Origin of the sequence: Nostoc cf. edaphicum LEGE 07299 (assembly GCF_015207245.1) — a bacterium.
In the GTDB taxonomy this organism is placed as follows: domain Bacteria; phylum Cyanobacteriota; class Cyanobacteriia; order Cyanobacteriales; family Nostocaceae; genus Nostoc; species Nostoc edaphicum_B.
The window spans coordinates 1-5097 of the sequence record NZ_JADEXF010000357.1 but is presented as its reverse complement, the minus strand read 5'-3'; the positions used below and the strand labels follow the sequence as shown (position 1 = coordinate 5097).

General features: G+C 41.0%; 2 protein-coding genes. Both read left to right on the top strand.

Features of this window, described 5'->3' with window-relative positions:
- A partial coding sequence (locus tag IQ229_RS12465; RefSeq protein ID WP_228013422.1) for an SDR family NAD(P)-dependent oxidoreductase occupies positions 1-1711 on the top strand: 1711 nt, incomplete at its 5' end.
- 298 nt (positions 1712-2009) lie between these two features.
- On the top strand, positions 2010-5097 hold a 3088-nt coding region (locus IQ229_RS12460), incomplete at its 3' end, for a polyketide synthase (RefSeq protein WP_322743981.1).

Below are 5097 nucleotides of genomic sequence, written 5' to 3'. Positions count from 1 at the left end.
GCTTAGTCCATCATCTGTCTTTGTCGTGAGCGGCGGTGCAAAAGGGATTACGGCTGAGTGTACTATCAGATTAGCCCAACAACAACCCTGCAAATTCATCCTCCTCGGTCGCTCCGAACTATTAGAAACCGAGCCAGATTATGCTCAAAATTCTGATGAATCCGCATTGAAAAAATGTATCATGGAAAATCTTCTTTCTCAAGGAGAGAAGCCCACACCCATGAATGTGCAAAAAATATATAACAAAATTACCTCCAGCCGGGAAATTAAAAAGACTCTAGCAGCAATTGAAAAAACCGGAGCTAAAGCAGAATATATCAGTGTCGATGTTACAGATACACAAGCTTTACAAGAAAAACTTGCCACTGCTGTGCAACATCTCGGCCCAATTACCGGAATCATCCACGGCGCGGGAAACTTGGCTGATAAGTTAATTGAAAAGAAAACAGAAGATGATTTTGAAAAAGTTTATACAGCTAAAGTTCAAGGGTTAGAAAACCTGCTAGCTTGCGTTAATCTTAATCAACTTCAGCATCTGGTTTTGTTCTCTTCAGTAACAGGCTTTTACGGAAATCCTGGACAATCTGATTATGCGATCGCAAATGAAATTCTGAACAAATCAGCCCATATATTTAAGCAAACTTATCCCTCATGTCACGTAGTCGCTATCAACTGGGGCGCTTGGGACAGTGGTATGGTGACAGCAGAATTAAAGAAGATTTTTCAAGAGCGAAAAATTGATATAATTCCCATTGCAGTTGGGGCGCAAATGCTCGTTAAGGAAATGGATAATACCAATCATGCAACCGCACAAGTTGTTATTGGTAGTCCATTAGTTCCAATGGCTACAGAGTTCGATTCAGAACTACGAACACATCGTATTCGTCGCCAAATGACATTGGAGGCTAATCCATTTTTACACGATCATACCATTGCTGGTTCTCCAGTTTTACCAGCAACTTGTGCAATGACCTGGATTATCAATGCTTGTGAACAATTATATCCCGGTTATCGGTTGTTTAATTACCAAGATTTCAAAGTTTTGAAGGGGATTACTTTCAACGAGACATTAGCAAAAGAACATCTTTTAGAGATAGAAGAAATTTCTAAAGTTAATCTTGGAAAAATCGAGCTTAAAGCAAGAATTTCGAGCAAAAACCCAGAAGGCAGAATCCATTTCCATTTTAGCGCTCAACTCAATCTCCAGCTAGAAATTCCAGATGTACCCACTTATGAATCTCTCAATCTCGAAGAAGATAATATCATCACCGCTACAGGAAAAGATTTTTACCAAAATGGCGGGGCTACATTATTTCACGGCCCTGCTTTTCAAGAAATCAAAAGAGTCTTAAACATCAGCCCTGAAAAAATTACTACAGAATGTCTGTGGCCAGAACTTACCCCACAGGAACAAGGACAATTCCCCGTGCAATGGGTTAATCCTTACACCACTGACTTGAGTATGCACGCCTTATGGGTTTGGACACAACACTTTCATGAAGAAGGTTGTTTACCTGGAAAAGTAGAAAAATTTGAACAATTTGCGATGATACCACATAACGAAACATTTTACGTTTCTTGTGAAGTACTAGCTAAGACACCAAGTAGTGCGATCGCAAACTTTATCATACACGACCGCCAAGGTAAAATATACTCACGAATGCTCGGCGCTCATGCCATTATTTGGTCAATGAAAATGCTTAGAAGCTAGTAATCTTTCAAGTTTAAAGTTTGTAGTAAGGATTTTATTTCTTTTTTCTAAGTACAGCTTTGCTTGAAATTGTGGCGAATTGAGGGTTTAAATTTAAACGCAAAGGTTCGCAAAGGGAAACGCAAAGGGTCGCAGAGAATTTGCTAAGAATTCAACTCTAATGTTTTTACTACGAACTATCAAAGCTAGCTTAATCTTAGGATTGCTATAACTTGCCTCGTTTAAAGTTTGGGGAACAGCGTAAATCCTGGCTTTTAATTATCTCTTGCTAAATACCCAAACTCGGAGCATATAAATCGTGGAAAAAATAGCCATCATCGCATTATCATGCCTATTCCCCGATGCAAAGAATCCTGAAGAATACTGGCAAAACATCGTTAATCAAAAAGATTCGACATCCTCTGCAACCGTCGAAGAAATCGAAGTAGATCCGACAATATTTCACAATCCAGTCAAAGGTACACCAGACAAAACCTATTCCCTTAAAGGTGGGTACATCCGCAACTTCCAGTTTAATCCATCTGAATACAATCTACCATCAGAATTTGTTGCTGGTTTAGATAACACCTTCAAATGGTCATTATATGCCGCTAAACAAGCAATTGAACAAAGTGGTTATTGGGGTAATCAAAATGTTCTGGCAAAATGCGGCGTAATTTTAGGTAATTTGTCATTTCCGACAAAATTATCTAATCAATTATTATCTCCAATTTACCAGAAAGCTATTACTCCTGCTGTCAGAGAACTTTTGCAGTATGAAGACTTTGATTTAGCTGCTTTACCAAGTGCAACTAAAGCGTCTTTATACAATGCGATGATATCTGGTTTACCAGCATCTATTGTTGCTCAAGCTTTATCTCTACCCCAGATTAATTTATGTCTGGATGCTGCTTGTTCGTCATCATTTTATGCTATTAAATTAGCATCTCATTACTTATGGTCACACAAAGCTGATGTCATGTTGGCTGGAGCCATAAGTTGTGCAGATTCCTTATTCGTGCGGATGTTATTTTCCGGTGTTCAAGGGTATGCAGAAAACGGCATCAGCCGCCCCTTAGATAAATCCTCTAGAGGGCTAATCCCCGCCGATGGTGTTGGGATGGTGATGCTGAAAAGATATTCTGATGCCGTTAGAGATGGTGATAATATTCTCGCCACTATCTGCGGTAATGGACTCTCAAATGATGGCAAAGGTAAACATTTACTCAGTCCAAATCCTAAAGGACAAGTCTTAGCTTTTGAACGAGCCTACAATGAGGCGAAATTTAGTCCAAAAACCATCGATTATTTAGAGTGTCACGCCACCGGTACATTACTAGGAGATACAACCGAATTCAACTCCATAGAAACATTCTTTGGTCAAAATCAAGCTGCGCCTCTGGTGGGTTCTGCTAAGGCAAATACTGGTCACTTGTTAACTGCTGCTGGCATGGTTGGCTTGACTAAAGTGATTTTGAGTATGTCTCATGGTGTAATTCCAGCAACCATGAATGTTTCGGAACCTTTAACATCAGAAAAAGGTACAATATCAGCCGATAAAATTGTTAGAAAAGCTACGGCATGGCCTAATAATAATTCATCAATTAAACGGGCAGCTATTAGCGCTTTCGGTTTTGGCGGTACTAATTCTCATCTGATTTTAGAACAAGGAAATACAACAGAATCAGTTGAATCAACTCCACCTGTTTCACCTACCAAAGTCGCCATTGTCGGCATGGATGCTTTTTTTGGTAACTGCAATGGTTTGGATGCTTTTGAACGCAGTATTTATGATGGAACACAGCATTTTACTTCCTTACCGCCTGAAAGATGGCATGGTATAGAAAATCAAGAAAATGTCCTGAAAGAGTACGGTTTAGCAGATGGTAAAGCACCAGTAGGGGCATATATCAAGGATTTTGAAATTGATACTTTATCGTGCAAAATCCCACCAAATGAAATCGAAAAGCTAAACCCACAACAATTGTTGCTTCTGAAAGTTAGCGATCGCGCCGTAAAAGATGCGAAACTACAGGAGGGTAGCAATGTAGCGGTTATAGTCGCCGCCGAAACAGAATTCTCTGTGCATCAGCTACAGCAAAGATGGAATTTATCTTGGCAAATTAAGGACGGCTTACTCAACCAAGGAATTTCTCTACCTGCTGAACAACTGGCGCAACTAGAAACCATTGTTAAAGATAGCATTCACCAACCAGTAGAAATCGGCGAATATGTGAGTCACATCGCCAACATCATGGCAAGTCGGATTTCTGCTTTGTGGAATTTCACTGGCCCTGCATTCACCGTCAGCGCTGGCGAAAATTCTGCCCTCAAGGCGTTGGAAATTGGACAAATGCTACTCGCTACGGGAGAAGTTGATGCAGTGGTTGTGGGTGCGGTAGATTTAGCCGGTGGTGTAGAAAATGTCTTATTCCGTAGCCAATTTGCGCCAATTAATATGGGTGTAAATACGTTGGGTTATGACCAACAAGCTAATGGCTGGACAGTTGGCGAAGGTGCCGGTGCTGTCGTCCTCAAGCGCTACGAAGCTGCTAAGGAAGATAATGAACGCATCTATGCAGTAATTGATGCCATGAGTTTCGCACAAGGTAATTCTACTTTGAGTGATACTCAGGTAAAACCTGATGCTTCAGCTATCAGCAATGTCTGCAAACAAGCTTTCGAGATGGCGGAGATTCAACCCACAGAAGTTAACTATGTGGAAGTCTTCGGTAGTGGCGTTCCCCAGGAGGATGAAGCGGAAATCACAGGTTTACTGCAAGCTTATCCAAAAGTGGGCAATGGTTTGCATTGTGCATTGGGCAGCGTCAAAGCCAATATCGGCCACACCTATACAGCATCGGGAATTGCTAGTTTAATCAAAACTGCTCTCTGTCTTTATTACAGGTATATTCCCGCCACACCCAAATGGTCTGGTGTCAAAACACCGCAAGTATGGGAAGGTAGCCCTTTCTATGTGGCAATGGAATCAAGACCTTGGTTTGTCGATAAAGGCGGCACACGCAGAATAGCAGCAATTAATAGTATGGGTATAGATGGCAGTTACGCCCATTTAATCTTATCGGAGGAACCCAGCCAAGAGGAGCGCGACAACAGATATTTGCAACAAATGCCTTTTCATCTGTTTCCTATCGCAGTTAGCGATCGCTCCACTATACCCGATATCTTAAACCATCTTCAAAAATCCATCGAAGCTAGTTCTTCTTTATCAGCTACCGCCAGCCAAACATTCGCTACCTTTGAGCAGCAATCTGATGCAAAATACGTCTTATCAATCGCAGGACGTAACACCAAAGATTTACTCAAAGAAATTGAATCTGCCCGTAAAGGTGTAAACAATGCCTTTGAAAACGGCACAGATTGGCAAACACCTTTAGGTAGTTATT